General features: G+C 43.6%; 24 protein-coding genes. 11 read left to right on the top strand and 13 right to left on the bottom strand.

Features of this window, described 5'->3' with window-relative positions:
• The coding region (locus tag BLR15_RS12680) for an IS30 family transposase (protein ID WP_143003993.1) at positions 1-240 on the top strand (240 nt) is incomplete at its 5' end.
• A 185-nt stretch (positions 241-425) separates the two neighbouring features.
• Here the strand turns inward: BLR15_RS12680 and BLR15_RS12675 are convergent.
• Entirely contained in the window at positions 426-1,946 is a 1,521-nt protein-coding gene (locus tag BLR15_RS12675; protein WP_092988075.1) for an SLC13 family permease, read from the bottom strand.
• 378 nt (positions 1,947-2,324) lie between these two features.
• Here BLR15_RS12675 and BLR15_RS12670 point away from each other — a divergent pair, with 378 nt between their 5' ends.
• Positions 2,325-3,476: a M20 metallopeptidase family protein gene (locus BLR15_RS12670; protein WP_245696802.1), complete on the top strand. Its 1,152-nt coding sequence runs from the start codon at positions 2,325-2,327 to the stop codon at positions 3,474-3,476.
• A gap of 11 nt (positions 3,477-3,487) precedes the next feature.
• Positions 3,488-3,640, top strand: a complete 153-nt coding sequence (locus tag BLR15_RS14120; protein ID WP_176754162.1) for a hypothetical protein — start codon at positions 3,488-3,490, stop codon at positions 3,638-3,640.
• Positions 3,641-3,675: 35 nt separating this feature from the next.
• On the opposite strand, the gene BLR15_RS12665 is transcribed toward BLR15_RS14120, so the two are convergent.
• From BLR15_RS12665 to BLR15_RS12655, 3 genes are read right to left on the bottom strand one after another with little or no spacing between them, the layout of a single operon-like run.
• Complete coding sequence (locus BLR15_RS12665) at positions 3,676-4,674, bottom strand: LLM class flavin-dependent oxidoreductase (protein WP_092988071.1); 999 nt, start codon at positions 4,672-4,674, stop codon at positions 3,676-3,678.
• 10 nt (positions 4,675-4,684) lie between these two features.
• Complete coding sequence (locus BLR15_RS12660; protein ID WP_092988069.1) at positions 4,685-5,005, bottom strand: DUF3219 family protein; 321 nt, start codon at positions 5,003-5,005, stop codon at positions 4,685-4,687.
• A 15-nt stretch (positions 5,006-5,020) separates the two neighbouring features.
• Positions 5,021-5,236: a hypothetical protein gene (locus BLR15_RS12655; protein ID WP_092988067.1), complete on the bottom strand. Its 216-nt coding sequence runs from the start codon at positions 5,234-5,236 to the stop codon at positions 5,021-5,023.
• Between the two features lie 350 nt (positions 5,237-5,586).
• Between BLR15_RS12655 and BLR15_RS14330 the strand changes: the two genes are divergently transcribed.
• Positions 5,587-7,521, top strand: a complete 1,935-nt coding sequence (locus BLR15_RS14330; protein WP_245696801.1) for a LysM peptidoglycan-binding domain-containing protein — start codon at positions 5,587-5,589, stop codon at positions 7,519-7,521.
• A 332-nt stretch (positions 7,522-7,853) separates the two neighbouring features.
• Here BLR15_RS14330 and BLR15_RS14175 read toward each other — a convergent pair whose 3' ends face one another.
• Positions 7,854-8,585: an SEC-C metal-binding domain-containing protein gene (locus BLR15_RS14175; protein WP_218118672.1), complete on the bottom strand. Its 732-nt coding sequence runs from the start codon at positions 8,583-8,585 to the stop codon at positions 7,854-7,856.
• Positions 8,586-8,597: 12 nt separating this feature from the next.
• Positions 8,598-9,029: a hypothetical protein gene (locus BLR15_RS12630; RefSeq protein ID WP_092988065.1), complete on the bottom strand. Its 432-nt coding sequence runs from the start codon at positions 9,027-9,029 to the stop codon at positions 8,598-8,600.
• 136 nt (positions 9,030-9,165) lie between these two features.
• Here BLR15_RS12630 and BLR15_RS12625 point away from each other — a divergent pair, with 136 nt between their 5' ends.
• The 3 genes from BLR15_RS12625 to BLR15_RS12615 all read left to right on the top strand — a co-directional run bounded on the left by BLR15_RS12625 (position 9,166) and on the right by BLR15_RS12615 (position 10,122).
• Entirely contained in the window at positions 9,166-9,561 is a 396-nt protein-coding gene (locus BLR15_RS12625) for a UPF0158 family protein (protein ID WP_092988063.1), read from the top strand.
• Positions 9,562-9,632: 71 nt separating this feature from the next.
• Positions 9,633-9,866, top strand: a complete 234-nt coding sequence (gene relB / locus BLR15_RS12620; protein ID WP_092988061.1) for a type II toxin-antitoxin system RelB family antitoxin — start codon at positions 9,633-9,635, stop codon at positions 9,864-9,866.
• Positions 9,856-10,122 (top strand): type II toxin-antitoxin system RelE family toxin, encoded by a 267-nt coding sequence (locus BLR15_RS12615; RefSeq protein ID WP_092988059.1) that lies wholly within the window; start codon positions 9,856-9,858, stop codon positions 10,120-10,122. The genes relB and BLR15_RS12615 overlap by 11 nt, the downstream gene beginning before the upstream one ends.
• Positions 10,123-10,222: 100 nt before the next feature.
• On the opposite strand, the gene BLR15_RS12610 is transcribed toward BLR15_RS12615, so the two are convergent.
• The 6 genes from BLR15_RS12610 to BLR15_RS12590 form a co-directional block, all read right to left on the bottom strand.
• Positions 10,223-11,143, bottom strand: a complete 921-nt coding sequence (locus BLR15_RS12610; RefSeq protein ID WP_245696799.1) for a YkvI family membrane protein — start codon at positions 11,141-11,143, stop codon at positions 10,223-10,225.
• Positions 11,144-11,152: 9 nt separating this feature from the next.
• Complete coding sequence (locus BLR15_RS14420; RefSeq protein WP_281182404.1) at positions 11,153-11,287, bottom strand: hypothetical protein; 135 nt, start codon at positions 11,285-11,287, stop codon at positions 11,153-11,155.
• A 120-nt stretch (positions 11,288-11,407) separates the two neighbouring features.
• A complete protein-coding gene (locus tag BLR15_RS12605) occupies positions 11,408-11,740 on the bottom strand; it encodes a cupin domain-containing protein (protein WP_092988057.1) in 333 nt (110 codons plus the stop codon).
• A gap of 10 nt (positions 11,741-11,750) precedes the next feature.
• On the bottom strand, positions 11,751-13,034 hold the full coding sequence (locus BLR15_RS12600) for a TRAP transporter large permease (protein WP_092988055.1): 1,284 nt from the start codon (positions 13,032-13,034) through the stop codon (positions 11,751-11,753).
• On the bottom strand, positions 13,031-13,507 hold the full coding sequence (locus tag BLR15_RS12595) for a TRAP transporter small permease (protein WP_092988053.1): 477 nt from the start codon (positions 13,505-13,507) through the stop codon (positions 13,031-13,033). The genes BLR15_RS12600 and BLR15_RS12595 overlap by 4 nt, the downstream gene beginning before the upstream one ends.
• A 34-nt stretch (positions 13,508-13,541) precedes the next feature.
• Positions 13,542-14,570 (bottom strand): DctP family TRAP transporter solute-binding subunit, encoded by a 1,029-nt coding sequence (locus BLR15_RS12590; RefSeq protein WP_092988051.1) that lies wholly within the window; start codon positions 14,568-14,570, stop codon positions 13,542-13,544.
• 284 nt (positions 14,571-14,854) lie between these two features.
• On the opposite strand from BLR15_RS12590, the gene BLR15_RS12585 reads away from it, so the two are divergent.
• Positions 14,855-15,517, top strand: coding sequence for a GntR family transcriptional regulator (locus BLR15_RS12585; RefSeq protein WP_092988049.1), 663 nt, complete (start codon positions 14,855-14,857; stop codon positions 15,515-15,517).
• A gap of 12 nt (positions 15,518-15,529) precedes the next feature.
• Positions 15,530-17,116 (top strand): M20/M25/M40 family metallo-hydrolase, encoded by a 1,587-nt coding sequence (locus tag BLR15_RS12580; RefSeq protein ID WP_092988047.1) that lies wholly within the window; start codon positions 15,530-15,532, stop codon positions 17,114-17,116.
• A 339-nt stretch (positions 17,117-17,455) separates the two neighbouring features.
• On the opposite strand, the gene BLR15_RS12575 is transcribed toward BLR15_RS12580, so the two are convergent.
• Positions 17,456-18,619, bottom strand: a complete 1,164-nt coding sequence (locus BLR15_RS12575; RefSeq protein WP_092988045.1) for a Zn-dependent hydrolase — start codon at positions 18,617-18,619, stop codon at positions 17,456-17,458.
• 204 nt (positions 18,620-18,823) lie between these two features.
• Between BLR15_RS12575 and BLR15_RS12570 the strand changes: the two genes are divergently transcribed.
• Positions 18,824-19,096 carry a hypothetical protein gene (locus tag BLR15_RS12570; RefSeq protein ID WP_176754161.1) on the top strand — a complete coding sequence of 91 codons (273 nt, stop codon included), beginning with the start codon at positions 18,824-18,826 and terminating at the stop codon, positions 19,094-19,096.
• Between the two features lie 81 nt (positions 19,097-19,177).
• A protein-coding gene (locus BLR15_RS12565) for an IS3 family transposase (protein ID WP_092988043.1) occupies positions 19,178-20,343 on the top strand; the annotation gives its coding sequence in 2 pieces (ribosomal slippage) (positions 19,178-19,454 and positions 19,454-20,343; 1,167 coding nt in all).
• Positions 20,344-20,385 lie beyond the last annotated feature (42 nt).

The following is a 20,385-nucleotide window of genomic DNA, read 5'->3' as shown; positions in this document are numbered from 1 at the left end:
ACAGACGTCTACTTTGCCCGGCCGTTCGCTTCATATGAACGCGGGACCAGCGAGAACCAGCATAAGCTCATTCGCCGGTTCATCCCGAAAGGCCAGTCGATTTCATCAATCAGTGACCGACAGATACAGCGCATTCAACGATGGATGAATGACTATCCCCGTAAAATCCTGGGATACCGGACACCGCATGAGCGTTTTGTCCAGGCAATGCAACATACACAACCGGCACATAGCGCCTAGTGTAAATTTTTCTCCTCCCCCTCGGGGGAGGAAGAGCCCAGCCATAAGACATCAGAGGGCTTTCACAAACTCTGGATTAGGGTCATACCCTAGTGGCTAACTTAAGCTTGAAATTCGCGCCTTTTCTTTAATTATAAAAAGTCAGTGATATTTTACAAATTAGCACTGACTTATAACTTCACTTATTAAAAAGGAAATTCATTCAGGTCGATGCCGTACACAATCGGCATCAGTAAATACGTAATTACTACAATCAATAACAGGGCAATGAGGTTCAACCCGAAACCGGCTTTCGCCATCTCCTGGATGGATACCTTACCCGTACCGAAGACAATGGCGTTCGGCGGTGTGCCGACAGGCAGCATGAACGCACAATTCGCTGCCATTGCGGCCGGAAGCATGAGCGCGAGCGGGTGCACTTCCACTGCCATCGCAAGACCAGCCAGTACCGGCAGGATCATTGTCGCTGTCGCCGTATTTGATGTAAACTCCGTCAGGAAGAGGATCATCAGTGAAACGATTCCGATCATCACAATGATATGCGTGCCTTCGATGTTCGCAAGCAGTTCACCGAGCCACTGGTCGACACCGGTCTCAACAATCGCCGCAGCGAGTGCCAGACCTCCGCCAAAGAGCAGCAGTACACCCCACGGCAAGTCTCTCGCCACAGACCAGTCAAGAATGCGACCCTGCTGTCTTTTCGTCGGAATGAGAAAAAGCAGCACGGCTGCAAGCATCGCAATCGAACCGTCCGTCATCAGCTCCAAAAATGCGACATGTTCAAAGACGAACCCGCGCAGGATCCACATCGATGCTGCAAAGAGGAATATGGCAAGCACCCATTTTTCCTCTTTCGTCGTCTTGCCGAGTGCCTCAAATTCCTGATTGATGATTTTGCTGCCGCCCGGCAGTTCTTTCAGATTGTGCTTGAATGCCACAAACGTCATGAAGTACCACGCAATGCCCAGCATGATGATGACTGTCGGTACACCGATCAGCATATACTGTGCAAAACTCATATCATAGCCGAAAATTTCATTCATCTGGCCAGCAAGGATGATGAGCGGCGGCGTACCGATCAGAGTACCGAGACCGCCGATCGTCCCCGCGTAACCGATTCCAAGAACTAGCTGTTTTTCAAACTTCGTGACGTCACCGCCCATATCCTCTGTCGACAGTGAATGGGCCTCTTTGATGATCGCGAGACCAATCGGTATCATGATCATCACCGCTGCCGTATTCGAAACGAACATCGATAGCAACGCCGTTGCAATCATGAAACCGAGCATAATCGTCGCCGAAGTGGTACCGATTGCACGGATGATCGTCAAAGCGACACGCGTATGCAGATTCCACTTTTCCATCGCCACCGCCAGCAGGAAACCGCCGAGGAACAAAAAGATAATATCTGCGCCATAGCTGCTGGATACCTGGTCACTGTCCATGACACCGCCCATCGGAAACAGAAACAACGGCATGAGCGACGTTGCAGGAATCGGAATGGCTTCGGTCATCCACCATGTAGCGATCCACAAGGCTGATGCCACTACGAAAATACCATTGGCATCCAGACCGTCTGTCTCTAAAAATAACAAAGTCAAGATGAATAATAACGGACCTAAAATCAGACCGGTCATCTGCAATCTATTGTACGGCGGATAACCCGAGCTATCGTCATCCTCTTTGTTCTCCACCGCTTTTTTCATATCCTTTGAACTGAAAAACTTGAGCAGTGACTTTGTACGTCTCGATTCCTTCCATACATTGTCATAACTCTTTTTGACGAATGATGTTTCCTCTTTGTTGTGTTTTGATTTGTAGCTGCTCACATTCATACCCTCCATCACTGTTAAAAATATGTAACGAAATGAATTTAACACAATCTGAATATTTATGCTACATATTATTTCGGTCCCAGCAGGGACTGGAATAACCGTGATCACTTATGGGTATAGAGATATCGGAGATTTCAGATTGTTCATCATTATGCAGTCAGTATGATATTTTTATCTTCAACACGTTTTTCTGATAAAATGATGGTGACTGACGATATCATCATATAATAACCAGGAGGCTCGATTCATATGGAGAAATTATTCAAGGCACTTGAACAGGAATTCGACAATATGGTCGATTTCAGACGCGATATGCACATGTATCCTGAGTTATCCCACCACGAGGAAAAGACACCTGAAAAAATTGCACAGTTCTATAAGGACCTCGGCGTAGAAGACGTCAGAACGAAAGTCGGCGGACGCGGTGTTATTGCCACCCTCGAAGGCGGCAAACCCGGCAGAACCGTCGCACTCCGTGCGGATTTTGACGCACTGCCGATCCATGATGCGAAAGATGTCGAGTACAAGTCGAAGATCGACGGCGTGATGCATGCGTGCGGTCACGATATCCACACTTCGACGCTCCTCCACGTTGCCAAGGTTTTATTTGCCAATAAGGACGAGGTACCAGGCAAAATTGTCTTCCTGCATCAGTTCGCAGAGGAAGTCATTCCGGGCGGTGCGAAGTTCATGATCGAGGACGGTGCGCTTGACGGCGTCGACGGCGTATTCGGTGCCCATGTCATCTCGACGATGCCGTTCGGCAAAGTGGGTGCACTGCCGGGTGCATTCATGGCGAGCGGTGACACTTTTGAAATTACGGTACAGGGTAAAGGCGGACACGCCGGCATGCCGCAGCACAACAAGGACCCGCTGACGGTCGCAACAAATCTCGTCCAGAGCTTCCAGACGATCGTCAGCCGGGATACCGACCCGCTCAGGTCAGGAGTTGTATCTGTCACGACATTCAATACGGGCGAACCGAACTTCAATGTCATTCCGGATAAGGTCGAGATCAAAGGAACTGTCAGGACACTGGATGATGACACACGTGATAATGCGGAAGAGAAGATCAAGACGATGACGGAGCACATTGCGAAAGCCTACGATATGACTGCCGAAGTGGACTATACGAGAGGCTACCCGGTCGTCGTCAACGATAAAGACGAGACTGCCCGTATTACAAGGCTGCAAAAAGAAGTCATGGGTGAGAAGAACGTCATCGACATTACGCCGCAGACCAGCATGGAAGACTTCGGCTATTATCTGCTTGAACGTCCCGGCTGCTTCTTCATCGTCGGTGGTACGATGGAAAACAAAGAAGACGTCTATCCGCACCACCACCCGAACTTCAATGTCGATGATCAATATCGGGAAAATGTTCATCGCGACCGTGTTTAATTATAACGGAGATGAGGGGTAAGGCTATAGATAAAAAAGATGAGGCTGTTGCCGACTTTAAAGAGAAGCTGATGGTTGCTGAAGCACAGCGGCTGAATGGTGAGAAGACGATATCGCGTGAAGAGGCCATCAGGAAGATTGAAAAGAAGATTGCTCAGGCATAATTTAAGCGCCCGCCTTTTGGCGGGCGCTTGTTTTTTCATTCCATCGCTTCTTTCAACAGTTCGAAGGATTTTAACTTGTCTTCTATTGAATAGGTGTTCGTGGAAATCATGATTTCTTCTATACTATACGCTTCTGCAAGTTGTTTTAACCTGCCGGCAACTTCTTCGCCCGTGCCGACGAACATTGATTTTAATCTCCTGTCCACATTTTCCTGCTCTTCTTCCGTCAGTTCGAAGTTTTTTGCATCTTTAATGCTCGGTATGCCGTCATCCGTATCACTCTGGCCGAATGACCGTTCTTTTTCGATGCCCCAGATGAGAGTGCTCATCGCCACATCTTTTGCCTTTTCTTTTGTTTCTGCGACAAAAGCCGTTACGGTGATCATCACCTGGGGTGTCTGACCTTCAACTGCCGGCTTGAAACTGTTCCTGTAAGTATCGATGACTTCCTTCATATCACCCGCATTCGACATGAAATAGCCGAAACAGTAGTTCATGCCGAGTTCACCTGCAAGCTTTGCACTTTTCACACTCGTTCCGAGCATCCATACTTCAGGCGGTGGATCCGCAAGCGGGCTCATCTTGATCTTTTCCGCATGGTTGTCATGATGGATGTAGCCCATCAGTTCGCTCACACGTTCCTGATTCGCATATACATTTTTAAGATATTCCTTATTCAGAGCTTCGGTCGCTTCCGCCGGGCCTCCCGGTGCGCGGCCGACTCCGAGATCCACCCTCTCCGGGAACAATGTCGCAAGCGTATGGTAATTTTCCGCCACTTTATACGGACTGTAATATGGAATCAATGTTGCTCCGGAACCGATTCTGATTTTTGACGTTTCACTGCCGATGGCTGCGAGTGTAATTTCCGGTGTACTGGAGGCGAAAGCCAGCATCGAATGGTGCTCGGCGAGCCAGAACCGCTCGTAACCGAATTTTTCCCCTGCCTGCGCAAGCTTCACCGCATCGGCAAGCGCCCCGCGGGCGTTCGAACCTTTTGACACCGGTGCCTGGTCCAATATGCTCAGTTTCATAACATTCCCTCTATCTGCCAATATTTTTCAAAGTCACTGTATACTCATCCGCCGTCATATTATCTTCTGCTTCGTACAGATTGATGATGCCGCTGTAGAAGTTGATGATCTCCCCTTTGAATGCGAGGTTCTTCTCAGGTACTTCCACATCCAGCACGCCTTCATATAAGATGCCGGCCGTTTCGCTGTAGACATCCTTCGTCACATCAAACTTCACCGTGATTTCTTCGACATCCTCTGCACCTGATTTCTCGCCCTCGGCGTAGATCGGTTTCTCCTGGTAGTCGTTCAGTTCAATTTCCTTGTTGTTGAGTACAATCTTATTTACCACTTGAATCACTCTCACTTAATTTTGTCTGTTCTCGATTTCCTGAATGGATATCGACGTAATCAGATTCGGGTTGAGCAGCAATGTTCTGCCGTGTTCCAGAGGGACGTGTATGAAGTTCGCTTCATCGATCGGCTTGCTGAAGATTCCGATCAGATGCTCCACTGCTTCCGGCTGGACGATTTCCGTCGAATCGCCGCCGACGTTATATATCGTAATCATTTTCTGGGTCATCATTTCAACCTCCTCGAAATTTCTTCCTACCATCAATTATACCCGTTATCCTTCCAGACAAAAACCACTTCAGCTTGAGAAGATATTCCCAATATTAATATCGGGTAAATTCCGTGTCAGATCGGTTTTATTTCTCAAGGAACTTCGCAGTTGTATATACTGATTTTTGTAATATTTCGTGTAAAAAGAAGGGCTTTTTTTACATATATTTTAGTTACATTACAATTATGTTACAAATGAAACTTTCAGCATATTTTCTGTTAGTATAGGAGCTGTTGAAGAAAGTTGTAAATAATTCAGACAATTGGTCAAAATAATTAATATTAAATCATTGGGAGGATTTTATTATTATGAAAAAGGTCATTACGGCACTCACAGCAACTGCAGCAATTTCTACATACGGCTTAACAGATAATGCGTCCGCAGACACTGGTGAAGGTACATATTCGGTCATAGGCGGAGATTCACTTTGGAAAATCGCCCAGGAAAATAACCTGACTGTCAATCAGCTTAAAAATTATAATAATTTGAACTCAGACACGATAACAGTCGGTCAAAAGATCAATACTGCGTCCCCATCTACATATACGGTCAAAGCTGGAGATACGCTTTGGGGCATCGGCAACCGTAATAACGTTTCCGTTGAACAGTTGAAAGAATGGAACAACTTATCGAGCGATCTGATCCTTGTCAATCAGACATTGAACATAAAAGGTGCAGTTGAAGAAGAAGTCGTTGAAGAGACTGAACCGGTTGAAGTCGAGGAAGAAACTGAAGTTGTTGAAGAGGAAGTTGAAGTCGTTCAGACGGACGCAGATACATATACAGTACAACCGGGAGACACACTTTACAGCATCGCCGGTGAACATGGAACTTCATACCGTGCGCTGATGGCGGCAAACGGACTGTCAGATTTCCTGATCTTCCCTGGACAGGTACTTCAGCTTAACGGCGAAGCAGAAGCTGTTGAAGAAGTTGAAGTTGTCGAGGAAGAGGAAGTCGTCGAAGAAGCGCCTGAACCAGAAGTGGAAGAAGTGGTTGAGGTTGAAGAGGAAGTCGTAGAAGAAGAGCCGGTTGAAGAACCGGTAGAAGCTGAAACCGAAGAGCTTGAAGTTGAAGCTGAAACTGTTGAAGAAGAGGTTGTAGAAGAAGAAGCAGTTGAAGAAGAAGTCGTTGTAGAAGCGCCGGCTGAAGAAGAAACTGTAGAAGAAGAAACAGTTGAAGAGGAAGTCGTTGAGGAAGCGCCGGCTGAGGAAGAGACTGTAGAAGAAGAAACAGTTGAAGAGGAAGTCGTTGAGGAAGCGCCGGCTGAGGAAGAGACTGTAGAAGAAGAAGTTGAAGAAGAAGTCGTCGAAGAAGCACCGGCTGAGGAAGAAACTGTAGAGGAAGAAACAGCTGAAGAGGAAGTTGTCGAAGAAGCACCGGCTGAGGAAGAGACTGTAGAAGAAGAAGCAGTTGAAGAGGAAGTCGTTGAAGAAGCACCGGCTGAGGAAGAGACTGTAGAAGAAGAAACAGTTGAAGAGGAAGTTGTTGAGGAAGAACCTGAACCGGAAAACATCTCCGGCGACACTTACACAGTTCAAAGCGGCGACACGCTTGCGAGCATTGCCAACAGAGCTGGTGTCAGCTACAACAACATCATGGAATACAACGAAATGGATTCGGTTTTAATTTACCCTGGTAAAGTACTTGATCTTGTAGACAACCGTCCGGCTGAAGTTGAAGAGCCTGAGGTTGTAGAGGAAGAAGTCGTTGAGGAAGTTTCTGAGCCGGTACAGGAGGAAACTGTCGAGGAAGAGGCTGTAGTTGAAGAAGTTGAATCTGAGCCTGCTCCAGAGCCGGAACCGACACCTGAACCGGTTGTAGAGGAAGTTGTAGAAGAAGAGCCTGTTGTCGAGGAAGAACCTGAAGCACAGGCACCTGCGGCACCGGCATCATACGGTACGAACTGGTACCCTTACGGTGAATGTACTTGGTACGCGTTCGAACGCCGTCAGCAGCTAGGCAAACCTGTCAGCGGAAGCTGGGGCAACGCCTCAAGCTGGGCCGGCAATGCAAGAGCACAAGGTTTATCTGTAAACAACACACCTTCACAAGGCGCAATCATCCAATCCAACGCATGGTCAAACGGCGCTTGGGGCATGGGACACGTTGGTGTTGTTGAGCAGGTTAACGGTGACGGATCCATCATGATCTCAGAAATGAACTGGAGCAACGGACTGGGTGGCAAATCATTCAGAACACTGTCCGCTTCAGAAGCAGCAAACCATAACTTCATTCACTAATATCTCCAACCCTATATATAGATAAAACTGACCCCACCTACTTCTGTAGATGGGGTCAGTTTTTTTATTATAATGATCAGATATATTTTTAATGGCTCGTCCCGAGGACTAGGATGAGTCACGAAACGTTTAATGGGTCATCTCGACACGTGGGATGCATCGCAAGACGTTTAATGCGTCATCCCGACACGTGGGATGCGTCACAAGACGTTTAATGCATCATCCCGACACGTGGGATGCATCACAAGACGTCTAATGCGTCATCCCGACACGTGGGATGCGTCATAAGGATTTTAACGGGGCTTTCCGGCACATCAATGCCGGCAAGCATTTTATTTTCCGTGGCATTTCTTATATTTCTTTCCACTGCCGCATGGGCATGGTTCATTGCGTCCGAGTTTTTCGGATACAACCGGCTTTTTCGGCGTTGGCATTATTGATTCCATATGGGAAAGTATATCTGATGGATCTCCGGCATCCTCAATTCTTGTGAGTGTTTTTTCTCTCCAGTTTTCAAGTTCTGGATGGTCATAACCCATGACTTTGAAATAGCCGTAGGCAAGTTCCTCCATATCAAAGATTCCATCGTAGTTATCATAAGTCATAAAATCTTCGATTTCAGGACGTCCTTCTGCTGACAGCTGTTCAGCCAACCCTTTTACAATCACTGATTTAAGATCCAGACCATCCACTGTCTGATACAGTCGTTTCAATGCTGCGACGGCAGATTGTGTATGTGTACCTGCGATAACATCGATTTGGAATATGGGAAAAGATCCGGTGACGAGCGGCTCAACCACATCCACAACCCGGTCCGACTGGAATGCAGCAAGTGTATTTTTCAGCTCTTCCAGTAGAAGATCATCTTCACTCATCAACATCGGCGCAATGTCTTCAATCAGACTTTCTTCTTTGATCAGGCCAATTTTATAGATAGCAATGATACCTTCAAAATTGATATATGGTTGTTTATTCTGTTCTTCGATAATGTTTCTTAATTCTTCAGTATCAACCCAGTCCTCCTCTGCCTGCATGGAAGCAATCGTTTTGGCCCGGTCAAACAATTGTTGATCGAACTATTCACTCAACTCCAGTCTCAATTGATGATTTACAAGCCATAGTTCGAGTTTTTCCTCTTTTGCTTCATCCAATTCGGTTAAGAATGACCATTCCTCCATGGAGAAGACATTTTGAAGTGCTTCACGGTTCTCTATCTTTACTTCAAGCGGCAACCTGGCAGCCAGACGCTTAAGCAGAAGTTTATTCAAATCATCCCCTTCTTCTATCCCTTCAACTAATAAAGGGATGATTTCACTGGTAAGAGTCATATTCATTAAAGCGGACGAATAGTTGATCGTTTCTTCCGGGTGTTCCAGGACTTTATTCATCAGACGCACCGGCCATTCCCGTTTTGTGGAAGGATATGTGCTGACGGCCTCCAGTGCAAACTGGCGGACGACAGTGTCTTCAGAAGTCAGGTGAGGTTCGATCTTATCGGTCAGGTTCATATAACAGAACTCCTTCGGGCATTTTAGTAAACAGCTCAAAATCATATTGTGTAATTTTCACTTATCAATTATCATAGAGGTGAATTAATATCGGGTGATTAGCAAATGGCACAATTCATTTCTGGGAGTGAGGTTAATGAAATTGATCGAGGAACTGGCGGACGCATTTCTTTTTAACAGTATGGAAACGAGGAACGTTTTGAATATTAAAACCGGAGAGATTCTACTGGATGCACCGGAAGCTTTGACAGGTGAACCGGAAATAGACTGGGAAAGCGATGAAGCAGAGAATTTTATTATAATCCCTGAAATTACAAGCTCGGAAGCATATGATATACGAGTGCTTTTCTCTGAAGAACAAAACGCTGAGTCAGGAGCGATTCTGCTGGAGGCTCTCAACATAAGAAAGCCATTCCGTAATTTCAAATTCCAGTTGGCACAATTGGATTTAGAGGAAGAATGGTACGGTTATGAGTATCAGTATGCCTTGAACCGTATGGCAGAATGGCTGGATAAGTGGAAAGATTATTGAAATGTTCGTCATAATTGATAAAATATAGATTTTGTGCTACAATCGTCTTACAAAGTATTGGAGGTGCTACAATGAGTATTACAATACGATTGGAAAAGGGCGAAGAAGAAATTTTACGTGGTATTGTCGAAGCAAAAAACACAAACATGTCCGTTTATATCAGAGATATAATCTCAGAAAAGATTGATGATGAAATCGACCGGGAAATGTATAAAAAAGCTGTTAAAGTCATGGAAGACGATGATACTGAGTTTGTATCATGGGAAGAAGCGAAGGCTGAATTAGGTATATCAGATGAAGTATAAATTGAAGATTGAGAAAAAAGCACTAAAAAAATTAAAGAAGATGGACAGAAATATAAGTGCTTTACTCATATCATGGATAAATAAAAACTTAGCTGAAACCGATGACCCAAGACAACAGGGAAAAGCCTTATCAGGCAACTACAAAGGATTATGGCGTTATAGAGTTGGGGATTATAGAATCATCGCAATGATTAAAGATGAAGAAATATTAATATCAATCATAGATTTGGGGCATAGAAAAGATGCCTATAAGTGAGTTGCGCACACTTTTGCAATCTAAAAATTGAGATGAAAAGATAAAATATTCTTTAAAAAGGACAGAACCTATCAACAGGTTCTGTCCTTAGTTTTTTTTACTATATTAATTTCTTCTTCGATCGTCTGTTCATAAACCAGCGGATGGCGAGGCCGAGCCCGATCAGGAGCCCAAGTATGCCGAACGCCGGGTAGACGATGCCGACGAGTTCGACGAATCCGACGAAGCTCAGGAAGTAGCCGATGACTGCGGCGACGATCAGTATCGTGTAATACTTTTTCGTGTACGGTTCGCTGTACCGTTTCAGGAACGGATACATGACACCGACGCCAGTGTTGTATATGACGAGCAGCATGACGATTGCGAGGGCCAGCTGAAGCGCCGGATGGATATTCTGTGCAAGAACGAGTGTCGGCAGTGCGAGTTCGTTCACGATATCCATATTGGATATTAACCCTGCGTTGATCATCAGCATGAGCACCGTAATAATGACCCCGCCGAGCAGTCCGCCTCGGGCGGCCGTGTTATGGTCGGATGCATTCGCGCCCATGATGGACAGGAAACTGAATGCCGTTGCCAGTGTGAAGCCGGCATACATCGCCCCGTCCACGAACCACAGTCCGCTCGGTGTACAGTCCGGCTGTGCAAATTCATTGACCGTGTCGATCGGAACCTGCGGATTGAATATGTTGACGACCGCAATGATGATGACAACCGCTATCAGAAACGGCGTCACCACACCGAGTGCCGAGACGATCTTATCGAAGTCGAGCATCAGTGTCACGACGATTAAAATCACCATGATCAATGTGCCGAGCCAGAACGGTACGCCGAAACTTTCATTGAATGCAGACCCTGCACCGGCAAACATGTTGACCGCGATACCATATAGAAAAAAGACGAATAAGTAATCGATGACTGTGCCCGACACTCTGCCGAACATCGTAAATATTGGTGCTTTATGTGATTCCGCCTGAATGCGGTAACCGAACTTCGTTGCCTGTCTTCCGATGAATAACACCATCAGTCCTCATATCAATATGCCCAGATAACTGTACAGCCCGTGGTTTGTAAAGAACTGGAGTATTTCCTGTCCCGTGGAGAACCCTGCCCCCACCACGACGCCGGTATAGGCAAACGCAATTTTCCAAGCTTCTCTGTTCAAAATTTTAGCTCCTTCTTTTACAGGATAAGGTTTCATTATACTGAGTTTTCTGATTAATGTAAAATCGGAGCAATAGAAAAGACAGACCATACAGTCTGCCTTTTATGAGTAACTATAATTTTATTTCAGAACTACAGCAAAAATGATCAGATCTTCTGACCCGTCGTTTACTATGCCGTGTGATTCTCCTTTTTGTATCAGGCAAAAATCACCGGCATACACTTTAAAATGACCATCTTTCTCTTGAAATGTCCCTTTTCCATTTAAAATATAATAACCTTCATAGTCATCATTATGTTGATGATAACCAATACTTCCACCAACCGGCACTTTAACTTTAACAACCGCTTTGAGTACGTCATGAGAAGCTGTTTCACATTTTTCTATACCAATGATACCTTCACCGCAGTGTAAATTTTTCACATCCATTTTTTCATCTGTTCTATAGATCATAAATTCTATCCTACTCTCCTAGTAAATTTGGGAGGAACGTCGATATTGCCGGGAAGAATATAATCAGCAATACCATGAGACCTATGATTGCAAATACATGGAGGATATAAGGCAAGGTGTCTTCTATCCCCATTTTTCTATCTGTAATACTGCACCCGGCGATTAATGACAGACCAACCGGCGGTGTGATATTGGCAAGAGCAAAGTTCATGATCATCACCATACCGAAGTGTATAGGGTCGATTCCAAATTGTTGAGAAATCGGCATAAAGATTGGACTTAAAAGAACAATCAATGATGTCACCTCTGTTAAAGTACCCAGAATTAGAAGTATCAGAGATACAATCAGTAAAAACATCAGTGGTGAGTTAGCATATTCAAGGAAGAAGTTTGATATTTCCACTGGAATTCTGTTCGCTGTTAAAATATAAGTGAACCCGCTGGCCAATGATATTATTATGAGTATTGTGGCAGATGTCACCGCTGAGGTCTGCATGATTAAAGCAAACTTTTTAATCGTCAATTCCCTGTAGAACATGGCAAGGACAAATCCATAGGCGACTGCTATTACAGCAGCTTCAGTGGCTGTTGCAAATCCTGTAAATATACTGCCAAGGATGAAAATAGGTGCCAGTAAAGGTAATATTGCCTGTCTGGCAGTTGTGAACAATTCTTTGCCACTTATATGCTCTTGATTGACCTCACCAAAACCTTCTCTTTTTGCGATGAAAGCGACATAGAAACATAGAACCGTTGTTAAAATGATTCCCGGGATAATACCTGCAAAAAACAAATCTCCGATTGAAATATCGGCAGTAATCCCCAATATAACCATTGTTATACTCGGAGGAATAATCAATCCTAATACCCCTGCCGGACCGATGACACTCGCTATGAATGAATTACTGTATTTTTCCTCTTTAAGCTTAGGTACAAGGACAGAACCGACTGCGTATGTAGTCGCTACAGTAGACCCTGACACTGCACCAAATAATGCAGTAGTCACAACGGTAGTGACAGCAGTACCACCCGGTAATTTGCCCAGTAATGCTTTAGCAAACCTCATCAGTCTGGTGGTAAGTCCGCCTTCCCCCATGATATTACCGGCCAAGATGAATAATGGGATGGCCAGATAGGAAAAATTGTCCACACCTGAAAACATTCTTTGTACAAGTATTTCATTTGAAACACCGGTAGAGAATAAGGCTACTACTGTAACTATTCCCAGAATGTAGGCAATGGGCACACCCATGAACAACAGTAAGAAGAAGGATATCAATATCAGTATGATCATAAGTTTGCACCCTCCTCATTTTCTACCGGATTTTCAAAGATATTCGTTAATATAAAGTAAATCGCAAACAAACCGCTTACTGGTATTGATAAATAGAATGCAGCCATAGGAATCTGCAATGTTGATGAAGTGGATCCCATAGCAGTGTATGATAATGCGAAACCGAAATATATAACTATGATATAAAATGCTATTATTAGTATGTTGACTGCCGCCTGCAGATATTTCCTTTTTTCTTCTTTGAACCTTCTTACAAAGAAAGTAACAGCCAAATGCATCTTTTCATGAAAAGCCAGACTACTTCCCAAAAAAGTGAGCCAGACGATCATCAGACGCGAAAATTCTTCAGTCCCGGGCATTGAATAACCTACCGCTCTTGTAATAACCTGTAACAACACGGTTGAAGTCAATAATGTCATTATAATAACAACTGCAACTGTAACGATTGCTACGATGACTTTTTTCACCTTCATATAACCTACCCCCTGAAAAAAGAAAAGGAAGAAATTAATCTTCCCATCCTGATGCTTCACGATATATATTCATCAATTCTTCGCCGAATACATCTTCTTCCCATTCATCATAAACTGGTAACATTGCCTCTCTGAACGCTTCAGTATCTACATCGTCATTAATTTCCATGCCATTTTCTTCTAATTCAGCAAGATATTCTGTTTCCATCTCATCATTGGCTGATTGGACTTCTTCAGAAGCTGCTTCAAATTCATCTATGACCACTTGCTGGTCTTCTTCAGATATACTGTCCCAAGTGTCTGTATCAACCACAACCATAACTGTATTATAAAAATGACCTGTCAGTGACAAGTAGTCCTGCACTTCATAAAACCTCGGTGCAACAATATTTGCAAGCGGATTTTCCTGAGCATCCAATGCTCCCTGCTGCAGTGCACCATATACTTCACTGAAGGCCATTACAGTCGGTAGAGCGCCCACTTGTTCAAATGCATCAACACGTAATGCAGTTTCTGCAACACGTATGTTCATTCCTTCAAGATCTTCAGGCTGAACTATCGGCCCTTCATTGTTCGTCACATGTCTGAAGCCCCACTCCAAATAACCGATCTGGGTCATCCCCTGCTCTTCCATAATGGAAGCTAACTCTTCACCAAATTCTCCACTGTATGCTGCTCTTGCATCTTCAATGTCGTTCCACATATAAGGCAAATCTTCGATCGCCATCTTCATATCCAATGTCTGCATGCTTCCTACCATTATAGCGCCTGATTGCATCGATCCGACTTGAATCTGTTCAAGCATTTCTGTCTCAGATCCTAATTGACTGTCCGGATAAACATCGAATTCCACACGACCATCTGTTTGTTCTGAAACACTCTCTGCAACTGCGTCAATTTGGTCTGCAGCAGGTGTACCGGGTGACAACGCATGACCCAATTGTAAAGTGATGCTTTCACCTGAACCGCTGTCCGACTCTTCTGTTTCACTATCCGCGCCGTTTCCACATGCTGAGAGCACAACGATGAAGATGAGAAAAATACCAACTTTAATATGTTTCATATGTACTTCCCCCTTTTTGAAATCGTTTACAAGTATACTGTATACTAAAAGATACAGTATGGAGAATTTATAGTCAATATATATTTACAATTTTCTTATAATTATAACTATTACCTTATAAATCTTATTAATCTTACATATAATTGGACAAAATAAGCACTATTTGAATAGAATTATTAAAATAAAAGTGCTATCATAAAATCAAAGTATACTGTATACCGTTTTATTAGTTCTAACGATCATTCAATTTCAAACATCAATTCTGTTTTAATGGAGGTGTAAAAATGAAAAAGGTTAGTAAAACCATCAGATTGTCCGATCAAGCCTACGATATTATCAAAGAATCTATTCTCACCGGCAAATTGTCTGCAGGAGACACACTGCCGGAAGAGAGATATGCCAAACAATTGGGCATCAGCCGGACCCCTTTCAGGGATACTTTATCCAGACTTGCTGCTGAAGGTCTCATTTATCAACGCAGTGGTGCACCTGCGGTTGTTGCCGAATTTACAAAAGATAAATCCGAAGAGTACATGGAAATCCGGTCGGTTCTGGAAGTATACAATCTGGAAAAAGTGCTGCCTAAAATAAACGAAAGTAAATTGAAACAATTAAAGGAAAACCTTATCAATCAGCAAGATGCCATCATGCAAAACAATTACTCAGAGTTTATGAAATTTGATAAAGAATTTCATTCAATATTTATAGATTTAAATGACAATCAGGAACTGCAAAATGTTGTGAACAAATATAACAATGATTTAAGCAGAGCTTTTTTACTTCTTTCAAGTACTGTGCCTTCAAGTGCGGAAAAAGCATTGCAAGAACATCATGAAATACTGGACGCGATTGAAAAGAGAAACTTTATTGCGGCAAAGAATAAAATGATTATACACTTGAATAATGTTGAAAGCAGATTTTTAAAATACTACAAAAGTCAGAAATAAGGGGCGATTTACATGCATTGGCAAACTGAATCTCAACTGGAGGATTTAATAAAACTGCTGGTAAGTTGGGACAGTCGATCAGGTACACAGGGGGAAATCGACTTTCCATATAAACTTAAAAATGAAATTGAGTCAAAGATAACGGGTGAAAACACGTATGTGGACCTGATAGACAGTGGTTTATCCAGAAACGCTCTTGCTGCTTCTTATATCAATGAAACGAATAAAAATACTGTAGTTTTGATCAGTCATTTTGACACAGTACACACAGAGGAATTTGGAAAAAATGAATCTATCGCTTTTGATGTCGATAAATTGACAACCTTCTATAAAAACAACAATCAAAATTTCAATACGGGCATACAGGAAGACATTAAGTCCGAAGCATTTTTATTCGGCCGGGGTATAATGGATATGAAAATGGGGTTGGCACTCCATTTACATATACTTGAGGTCGCCGCCCATGAAAAATGGCCGGTAAACATACTCGTTTTGACAGTTCCTGACGAAGAAGTGGACTCAGCAGGCATGAGACATTCGATTGGTTATCTCAATGATGTTCGGGAAAGACATCAATTAAATTACAGTCTGATTATGAATAGCGAACCGAGCTTCAGTCTTCATCCCGATGACGATAAATATTATATATACACCGGATCCATCGGGAAAATTATGCCTGCAACACTATTTTACGGCGTAGAAACACATGCAGGTGAGCCGTTAAAAGGTTTGAACGCTTTATATATGAGTTCTTATTTAACTAAGAACATGGAATTTACCGACCTCTTTGAAGAAACGGATATGGGAGAAACAACACCGCTGCCGATTACATTGAAAACTATGGATTTGAAAAATGATTATTCCACCCAAACGACCAATCATGTTGCAAATCTTTCAAATGTATTCACTTTAAAACAGCAGGCTGATGATATATTCACAAAATATACTCAACTGGTTAATGAGTCCATGAATGAACTTCAGTCTGACTATGAGAAAATAACTCAGGCGAATAATCTAAAGAAACCTTATAAAATCAATACCATGTCTTATACTGAACTCCTCAGTTACTCTGTTGAAAAACTGGGTGAAGCTAGAGTACGTGAGATCAAAGATTTGTATATGAGCAATGAATTTCTCGATGACAGAGTAATCAGTACTTTGATTATTGACGATTTAATGGAAGAATGCAGAGAGCTTGCTCCAATCGCTATAAATTATTTTGCTCCACCGTATTATCCTCCGGTCAATAACACAGAAGATGAATTGATACAGGAAATCACCGCTTATGCCAAGAACGAACTTAATGGAAATAATATTGATGTTGATGTTATAAATTATTTTAATGGCATTTCTGATTTAAGCTATGTTGCTTATCAGGGAGATAATGAAAGCTGGAAAACTTACGAATCAAACACACCAGTATGGGGAGAAACTTACACCATTCCATTCAAAGATATGGAAGCACTCAACACTCCTTTTGTAAATATAGGTCCTTTCGGTAAAGATCCGCATAAATTGACTGAAAGACTGAATAAGGAAAGTGCATTTAAAACCACTCCTAGGTTACTTCAAAAATTAATACTCCATTTCTTTGGATAATAAACAAAAGACTTATCGGTTCTATTTATATACAAAACTGATAAGTCTTTTTGGTTGTTTTTGAAACTCCTCTTCAATGAAGTGAATCCTAGAAATTCACCTTTAAGATTGTCGTATTATATGTAAAAAAGCGGACTGGCAGCCAGTCCGCTCATTATCAGTCTGAAACAATGGATATTTTCATTGATTCTGTGTAAAGTTCCAGAAATCGGTCATGGCTGTCCATTTTGCGTATATTTTGAAAATGGATTTTCCGATTGTAAATTTTTTATTAAGACTCAGAAAACCCATCTGAAATATAGTATTGAATTTCAGATGGGTTTTATTTAACTCCGATTGTCATTCATCCAGGAGACGCTGCACAGTGCCGAGCATGACTTCTGCGCCGGCTTCGATATCTTCTTCCGAAGAGAACTCTGCCGGATTGTGGCTCACGCCATCCTTACTCAGGATGAAGATCATGCCGGCGTTCATGCGTCGGGACAGCGGGTTTGCGTCATGGTTCGCGCCGCTCGTCATGACCTCATAAGAAAAGTCTGATGCATCACATGAAGCTTTGATGTGGTCCATGATTTTGTCAGACATATGCGCCGGTTCCTTATCCGGACTTTCGATAATATCGGCTGTATGATTGTCACTGACATATTTTCTGAACTCTTCCCTGATGGCATGCTGGTCATCCATATCGTCTCCTCTTAAATCAATGGTAAACCTGACCTCGCCAGGAATGACATTGGATGATGCCGGGGACACTTCCAGCTGGCCGACCGTTCCGACATTCGGGGGACCATATGATTTCACGATCCGTTCGAATTCCGTCAGTATTTTCGCCGTATGCATGAGTGCGTCATTCCGCTCTTCCATGCCGATCGTTCCCGCGTGACCCGCTTCTCCGTGCACAGTGACAACCATGCGGTTCAGGCTGGCGATGGAGCTGACGACACCGATGTCGATGTTCTTCGTTTCCAGATTCTTGCCCTGCTCGATGTGCAGTTCGACATAATCCGTATAATCCTCGTAGCCGATGGAATCATCGACGGCGTCGATTGTCCTGCCCATCTCTTTCAGCCGGTCTTCGAACCCGTCGCTTCTGTCGATCAGACCCGTGAACACGCTGCTTCCGACCAGACCGATTTCTTCTGCCCTGAAGGCGACGACGGTGACCGGTTTTGACAGAGCCGCGTTTTCATCCAGCAGCGTCAATGCGACTTCAAGCGCCGTCACGACACCGAGCGCCCCGTCATACCTGCCGCCGTTATTGACCGTATCCAGATGGGAGCCGATAAGAATCCCCTTCTTATCCTCCGGTCCGATGGTCGCGAAACTGTTGCCGAACGCATCCTGGTGTGTTCTCAGATTCAATTCCTTACATTTTTCGATGAACCATTCGTGTGCCTCGTCTTCGAAGCCGGAAAACGCCGGCCGCGTCATTCCCTCGCCATCAGCGGTGATCATATTGACCTCGTCGAGGTGGTTCAAAAGCCGTTTAGAATTTATTTTCATTAAAAATTCTCCTTCCCTTGCCGCTACTAAATTGTAAACGTTTTAATTTTGTCAGAATTCACAAGCAACTTTGACAAAACGCGTACAAGTATGTTTACAATGTTACTTGTGTTTCATTTTTCACATTTGAACGTGTTTGGATGAAAATTAGTTCGGTCCGTTTTATAAGGATATTATAACAAAAATACATACGGAGGTTATTTTTTGAGTTCTGATAACAAGAGCGCAATCAAAATTGGATTTGCCTACGTCGGCGTCGTACTTGGTGCGGGGTTCTCGACCGGGCAGGAAATTTTACAGTTTTTTACGAACTTTGGAGCGATGAGCTATGCTGCAGTCATACTTTCTGCAGTCGTCATCATGTTCATCGGCAGGCAGGCTGCAAAGCTCGGCAACAGACTGGATGCAGATTCGCATCTTGAGCCGACGAAACTTTTATTCGGTGAAAAACTCGGTGCAGCAGTCGACTACGTTTAGACTAACCTAACTATTTGAGACAGTATAAAACACCTTCGAGATGGTACAATAAATCAAGTACTCAATCGGAGGTGTTTTTGCATGGGCAAAAACGTATATTCAAGTGATGTGAAATGGGCGGTAGTGAAAGCAAAAATAGCGGGTGAATTAACGACTCAAGAGATTATGGAGAAATACGGCATCAAGAACAAGTCCCAGATTTCCACTTGGGTCAGGTGGTATCGACAGGGGGAACTCTATCGATTGGACCAGCCAATCGGCAAACAATACACCTACGGACATGGACCGGAAGACCGTTCAGAAGATGAGCGGAAAAATCGTCAGCTAGAACATCTGAAAATGGAGAATGACATTTTAAAAAAGTATATGGCGATCAAAAAGGAGTTGAAAAAGAAGTAGTCCTGAAACTTGTTGAACGTATGAAATCGAAGTACACCATCACAGTGATTCTGAATGCATTGGAAATCCCGCGTGCCAACTATTATCGATGGCAGTCAGAAGGGGCTGAACCCTCACTGACAGATGTTGAGCAGGCGATTATTGAGATCTGTCAGTCGACGCAGTACCGCTATGGCCATCGTAAAGTGAAAGCGTTATTGGAGCGGACATACCAGATTAAACGGCATCGCAACACGGTTCAGACCATCATGCAGAAACATCATCTACAATGCCGGGTGAAACCGAAAAAGAAATGGAAAGCGCAAGGTGAAACGGTCATTATTGCGCCGGACCGGCTCAAGCGTAATTTTCAGTCTGCCGAACCCAATCAGAAATGGGTCACAGACATCACTTACATCCAATATGGACGGACTGTGAAATATCTATCGACGATCATGGACCTTTACAACAACGAAATCGTCGCCGCCAAATTGTATGATCATCAGCAGACTCCATTGGTGCTGGATACCTTGAAAGAGGCACTGAAGCGTCGTGCATACCCTGAAGGTGTCATCATTCATTCTGATCAGGGCAGTGTCTACACCTCGTATGCCTACCAGGCATATGTCACGGAAAATAATCTGGTCAGCAGTATGTCCAGGAGAGGTAATTGTTGGGACAATGCGGTCATTGAATCGTTCCATTCCAATCTGAAATCTGAAGAATTCATATACACAAGATACAACTCACTCAGTAATGGGGAGACGATTTCGCGTGTCAATCAATATTTGAAGTATTATAACGAGGAAAGAATACAAGAAAAATTAGGCTACCTCTCTCCAATTGATTTTGGAGTGAAGATAGCCTAATGAAGGTGTTTTATCTCTGTCTCATTTCACTATGTCAGTCTA

Source organism: Lacicoccus qingdaonensis (assembly GCF_900101075.1).
GTDB lineage: Bacteria > Bacillota > Bacilli > Staphylococcales > Salinicoccaceae > Lacicoccus > Lacicoccus qingdaonensis.
This window is presented reverse-complemented; position numbering and strand designations above follow the sequence as displayed.